Below are 5072 nucleotides of genomic sequence, written 5' to 3'. Positions count from 1 at the left end.
CTCATGACCACCATCGCCAGGTCGTGCGGCAGGGTCAGGTTGCTCAGGCTCCACAGCGCCCTGGCCTGGGCTCGCAGCTCGTCGCTGTGCCCGTCGGGGCCTCCTATGCAAAACGCCAGCTCCCCGGTGCCCTGCACGCCCTGACGCTCGATGTAGGCGGCGACCTGCTCACTGGTCCAGGCCGCGCCGCGCGGGTCGAGGGCGATGATCGGGGCGCGTCCAGCCGCCTTCAGCGTCGCCTCGCCCTCCTTGTGGGGCGTGCTGCCGCTCAGGTGCGTGATGGTCAGCTTGTGGTAGCGGCCCAGCCGGGCGGTGTACTCCTGCCAGCCCGCGCGGGCGTAGGCGAGTTTGGGGGCGCCGACGGTAATCAGGTGCAGGCGCAAGGCCGACTCCGTATCACAGCGCCCATTCGCCGCCGCGCATGATCGGCTCAAGGCTGCCGTCAGCGTTCACGCCGTCGACGTCCATGCTGGCGGTGCCGATCATCCAGTCCTCGTGGATCAGCGATTCGTTGCCGCCACTCTCAGCGGGTTCGGCACCCGGCTCGGCGCTGAAATTGAAGGCGTAGCACTGCCCCAGCGCGATGTGCGAGGCGGCGTTCTCGTCGAACAGGGTGTTGTAGAACAGCCGCCCGGTTTGCGCCACCGGGGCGCTGGCGCTGACCAGGGCCACCTCGCCCAGGCGGCGGGCACCTTCATCGGTGTCGAGCAGCTTGAGGAAGCTGGATTCGCCGCTCGTGGCGCTGGCCTCCACGACCACGCCGTTCTCGAAGCGCACGCGGACGCCCTCCACGACCACGCCCCTCACCAGCAGCGGCTTGCTGGCCACCGCCACGCCGTTCACCCGGTCTCTGTGCGGCGCGGTGAACACCTCGTCGGTGGGCATGTTCGGCACGATCTTGACGCCTGCGCTGGTGGTGTCCTCAACTCCGGCCCACAGGTGATGATCCGCCAGGCCGACGCGCAGATCGGTTTCACCGTGCGGGTCGCGAAAATGAACAGCCGAGTAGCGCCGGGCGTTCAGCGTTTCGCGGACCCGTCCCAGCCGCTCCTGGTGCGCCTCCCACGCCGCCACCGGGTCGGGCGTGTCGGCCCGCGTCACTTTGAAAATGTCGCGCCACAGGGCCGCCACCGCCGATTGCGGCTCCAGCTCCGGGTAGACCTTGGCGGCCCAGGCGGGCGTGCTGATCGCCCCGATGCTCCAGGCGGCCTCGAAGCTCATCATCTTCTCGCTGACCGGCTTCATGACCTTCGAGCGGGCTTTGGCGCTCTCAGCCAGCCGCTCCGGGTCGGCTCCGGCCATCATGTCGGGGTCGGAACCGTCGAGACTCAGAAAGGCGTAGCCCTCCTCGATCATCTTCAGCGATTCGTCGGGCAGCCAGGCGGGGGCGTAGGCAATGGCCTCGTCGCTGGCCTCGTCCATTTTCAGCCGGGAGAGTTGCTCGTCGTGATAGCGCACCACCACGGCCTTCGCCCCGGCCCGGTAGGCGCTGCGGGCCACTAACCGGGCCAGGTCGGCGGCGATGATCGGCGCGTTGACGAACAGCCCGCCGCCCGGTTGCAGGTTCACACCGACGCGCACCAGCAGCTCGGCGTAGCGCTCCAGCAGCGTCTGAAAGGGGAGGGCCGTGCCAGCAGATTCGGATGCAGTCATGCCGCTCATGCTACGCCTGTGGCTGGCTCCGGTTCGGGTCGCCGGTACACGCCGCGTTCACGGGTCAGCCAGCCGCGCATGATCAGCTCGCGCCGCAACGTGAAAAAGTCCGGGTGGTAGGCGCCCAGCAGCGCGTTTACCTCGCTTTCCGGGTACTCGCGGCCTGGCTCGAAATCGCGCAGCAGGTAAGAAAGCACCACGTCGCGCTTTTTGCGCTGGGCAGGAATGGTGGTCAGCAGGCCGTCTTTGAAAAAAGTCCGGAGCACCTTGGCTCGGTAACGCTCCTCCTCGCTGAGTATTGGCGCAGGCGGCGCAGTCGTTTCCGTTTCCGGCCTGGGCACCGCCAGCAGGTCGGCCAGGCTGGGCGCGAAGGCAGCCCGGTGTGCCCGGTAAAAGCGGTGGTGCCCGCGCTGCTCGGCGGTGATTAGCCCGGCGGTGTCGAGCAGCGCCAGGTGGTGACTGACCGTCGCCGCTGCCAGCTTCAGCAGGCCGCACAGCTCCTCGCCGCTGCGCCCCTGGTCCCAGGTCAGGCGCAGCAGCAGCACGCGGGCCGGGTGGCCCAGGGCCTTGAAGAGTTCGGCGACGTGCTGAGATGTGGTGTCGTGCGGCCTGCTCATCGCTGCGCCGTTCGGGCGGCGACCTTCGGACTGGCCCGGTGGACCTCTAGCGCCGCCTGAAGCGTATCGAGCCGCACACGGGCCTTGACGGCGGTTTGTGTCTCGCCGTTGGCCTGCGCCCGCGCCAGGTCGCGCCCGGCATTGTCCAGCAGGCGCCGCATGGTCGTCTCGAAGAAGTGGTCTGGGTCGCCGGGCTTTGTCTGCATTGTTTCGTCATTCATAGAACTGAGTGTAAACTGATTCGAAGAGTTTCGAAATAAACAGGATGGCTTAGAGGGTATAGGGGATAGGAAAGGATCAAGCCCACACCCTACACCCCACTTCCCACTACCCTCTTTCCATGTGGCACCAGACCGAACTCCGACTCCGCGCCTATCCACGCGGCTTCCACCTGATTACCCGCGAGGTGGTGGATGCCTTACCCGAACTCGCCGGGCTGCGGCTGGGGCTGCTGCATGTGTTTATTCAGCACACCAGCGCCTCGCTGACGCTGAACGAGAACGCCTCGCCGGGCGTGCGCCGCGATTTCGAGCGCTCCTTCAATCACCTCGTCCCCGACGCCTGGCCGGAATTCGAGCACACCCAGGAGGGCGACGACAACATGGCCGCGCACATCAAGGCCAGCCTGCTGGGGCCGAGCCTGACGCTGCCGGTGCAGGCTGGGCGGCTGGCGCTGGGCAGGTGGCAGGGGATTTACCTGTGCGAGCACCGCGACCAGGGCGGGCCGAGGCGGCTGGCGCTGACGCTCAGCGGAGAGTGATGAATCAAAGGAGTTTTAGTAGCTGTTCGATGTCTCGTTCGGTGATGGGCATGGAATGGTTGGGTCCACCTGATTTTGAGTAGTCTGCAAGATCATATTCGTCTCTGTTCGTGATGACTCTGAGATGAAAGCAGTAAGCTAAAGAAATATTTAGACCGGTTGTTTCAACTTCATTTGCTAGCAGCATATTCGCCGCAAGATTCTGTATTACAGTTAGATTAATAACGAAGTAAGACTTGACTTCCTCAATTGACAAAAAACCCAGATAAAGTGCCGTGTTTGATCGAGTCTCATATAACGGCACGAACCTATGCTCTTCGCACTGCTCTGGCGATATGAATGTTCTGGACTTCTCAGCAATCATCTGATCCGCTTCCCGCACCAGTGCCGATTCGCAAAACGCCCGCACCGTCTCAGGCGTAATCGGCGTCAAGCTGGTGTCGGTGCCGCTCAGCTCGCCACCCCCAGCCGCCCCAGCCAGACGCCCACCGCGAACACCACGCCGCCGCCCACGATGACCTGCCAGATGGTCTGGGCCAGCGGGCTTTTCATGAAGTGAAAGCGGATGTAGGCGATGACCAGCAGCTCGATCACCACCACCGCGTAGGCCAGCGGCAGGGCGGTGCGCAGGTCCGGCAGCAAAAAGGGGAGGGTGTGCAGCATCCCGCCGAGCAGCGTGGCGGCGCCGGTAATGACCCCGCGCCCCAGCGGCGAGCCCCGCCCCGACACCAACCCGTCATCCGATAAAGCTTCGGCCAGGCCCATGCTGATGCCCGCGCCCACCGAGGCGGCCAGCCCCACGAAAAAGGCGTCGATGGGTTTACCGGTCAGCCCGGCCACGGCGAAAATCGGCGCCAGGGTGCTGACCGAACCGTCCATCAGGCCCAGCAGGGCAGGCTGCACCTTTTGCAGCACGAACGCCTGGTCGTGGTGAGCGCCGCTCATCTCCGGTTGCGGGAGGCTGGGCGCTGCCGGGCTATCGGATTCAGGCGGAGTCATACCGGCAGAATAGCCTTAACAGAAACAATTCTCAATAAGGCATTCCGAGCGGTTTAGGGTGGATTGCTCGCCCCCTGTTTTTTCTACAAGCCACGAGCCACACGCTACAAGCCGCTCTTCAGCCTTTGCCCAGTGACACGGCGCCGACCAGCGTGCCGCCCGCCATCACGGTGGCGAACTCGTCGCCCGACAGGGTTTCGTGCTCGATCAGCACGTCCACGATGCTGTGGGTGCGGTCGAGGTAAGTGCGCATCATCTCCAGCACGCGCTGGTACTGCGTCTCGATCAGTGCCGAGACTTCCTCGTCGATCAGGCGGGCGGTGCGCGGCCCGTAACTGCTCATCACCGAGCCGCCCAGATACATGCTGGCCTCGCTGCTGAGCGACACCTTGCCCAGCTTCTCGCTCATGCCCCACTCGGTCATCATCCGGCGGGCGATGCTGGTGGCCTGCTGAAAATCGTTCTGCGCCCCGGTGGTGACTTCCCCGAAGACGATCTCCTCGGCGGCGCGGCCCGCCAGCGCCACGGCGATCATGTCTTCGAGCGCGGCCCGGACGTAATGCACCCGGTCTTCACGCAGCGGCATCATGTACCCGGCAGCCCGCCCACGCGGCACGACGGTCAGCTTGTGCACGCGGTCGGCGTGTGGCAGCAATTGCGCGGCCAGCGCATGCCCAACTTCGTGATACGCCGTGATGCGCCGGTCTTTCTCGCCGATGACCATGCTCCGGCGCTCCGGTCCCATCAGCACCCGGTCACGCGCCTCGTCGATGTCGCGGTTGGTGATCCGGCTACGCTGCTCGCGGGCCGCACCCAGGGCCGCCTCGTTCAGCAAGTTCTCCAGATCGGCGCCCACCATGCCGGGCGTCTGCTTGGCGACGGCGGCCAGATCGACACTCAGGTCCAGTGGTTTTTTTCTGGCATGAATCTTCAAAATCGTCTCGCGGCCCTTGACATCCGGGGCGTCCACGACGACCTGACGGTCAAAGCGTCCGGGCCGCAGCAACGCGGCGTCGAGCACGTCGGGCCTGTTGGTGGCGGCC

7 protein-coding genes and 1 pseudogene are annotated in these 5072 nt (G+C 65.2%); 1 reads left to right on the top strand and 7 read right to left on the bottom strand.

What is annotated here, in order from left to right; translation table 11 throughout:
* From Q0R23_RS12275 to Q0R23_RS12260, 4 genes are all read right to left on the bottom strand, one after another.
* A partial coding sequence (locus Q0R23_RS12275; protein ID WP_293913429.1) for a 23S rRNA (pseudouridine(1915)-N(3))-methyltransferase RlmH occupies nucleotides 1-383 on the bottom strand: 383 nt, incomplete at its 3' end.
* A 13-nt stretch (nucleotides 384-396) separates the two neighbouring features.
* Nucleotides 397-1653 (bottom strand): aminopeptidase, encoded by a 1257-nt coding sequence (locus Q0R23_RS12270; RefSeq protein WP_293913427.1) that lies wholly within the window; start codon nucleotides 1651-1653, stop codon nucleotides 397-399.
* 5 nt (nucleotides 1654-1658) lie between these two features.
* Nucleotides 1659-2270 carry a metalloregulator ArsR/SmtB family transcription factor gene (locus Q0R23_RS12265; RefSeq protein WP_293913425.1) on the bottom strand — a complete coding sequence of 204 codons (612 nt, stop codon included), beginning with the start codon at nucleotides 2268-2270 and terminating at the stop codon, nucleotides 1659-1661.
* On the bottom strand, nucleotides 2267-2491 hold the full coding sequence (locus Q0R23_RS12260; protein WP_293913423.1) for a hypothetical protein: 225 nt from the start codon (nucleotides 2489-2491) through the stop codon (nucleotides 2267-2269). Before Q0R23_RS12260 ends, Q0R23_RS12265 begins: the two co-directional genes overlap by 4 nt.
* Nucleotides 2492-2610: 119 nt before the next feature.
* Here Q0R23_RS12260 and Q0R23_RS12255 point away from each other — a divergent pair, with 119 nt between their 5' ends.
* Nucleotides 2611-3030, top strand: coding sequence for a secondary thiamine-phosphate synthase enzyme YjbQ (locus Q0R23_RS12255; protein ID WP_293913421.1), 420 nt, complete (start codon nucleotides 2611-2613; stop codon nucleotides 3028-3030).
* 4 nt (nucleotides 3031-3034) lie between these two features.
* Here Q0R23_RS12255 and Q0R23_RS12250 read toward each other — a convergent pair whose 3' ends face one another.
* The 3 genes and pseudogenes from Q0R23_RS12250 to Q0R23_RS12240 all read right to left on the bottom strand — a co-directional run.
* Nucleotides 3035-3463: a hypothetical protein gene (locus Q0R23_RS12250; protein WP_293913419.1), complete on the bottom strand. Its 429-nt coding sequence runs from the start codon at nucleotides 3461-3463 to the stop codon at nucleotides 3035-3037.
* Between the two features lie 17 nt (nucleotides 3464-3480).
* Nucleotides 3481-4029, bottom strand: a complete 549-nt coding sequence (locus Q0R23_RS12245; RefSeq protein WP_293913417.1) for a VIT family protein — start codon at nucleotides 4027-4029, stop codon at nucleotides 3481-3483.
* Nucleotides 4030-4147: 118 nt separating this feature from the next.
* Nucleotides 4148-5072: pseudogene (locus tag Q0R23_RS12240) on the bottom strand (cell division protein FtsH); the annotation flags it as partial.

It is taken from the genome of Deinococcus sp. (assembly GCF_025362455.1).
Lineage (GTDB): Bacteria > Deinococcota > Deinococci > Deinococcales > Deinococcaceae > Deinococcus.
The sequence above is the reverse complement of the archived record's forward strand: the minus strand, read 5'-3'. Positions and strand labels throughout refer to the sequence as shown.

Bases quoted from the DNA above. Each gene is read 5' to 3' on its own strand.
- Q0R23_RS12265 (WP_293913425.1), bottom strand. From the start codon at position 2,270: ATGAGCAGGCCGCACGACACCACATCTCAGCACGTCGCCGAACTCTTC.
- Q0R23_RS12255 (WP_293913421.1), top strand. From the start codon at position 2,611: ATGTGGCACCAGACCGAACTCCGACTCCGCGCCTATCCACGCGGCTTC.
- Q0R23_RS12270 (WP_293913427.1), bottom strand. From the start codon at position 1,653: ATGACTGCATCCGAATCTGCTGGCACGGCCCTCCCCTTTCAGACGCTG.
- Q0R23_RS12245 (WP_293913417.1), bottom strand. From the start codon at position 4,029: ATGACTCCGCCTGAATCCGATAGCCCGGCAGCGCCCAGCCTCCCGCAA.
- Q0R23_RS12260 (WP_293913423.1), bottom strand. From the start codon at position 2,491: ATGAATGACGAAACAATGCAGACAAAGCCCGGCGACCCAGACCACTTC.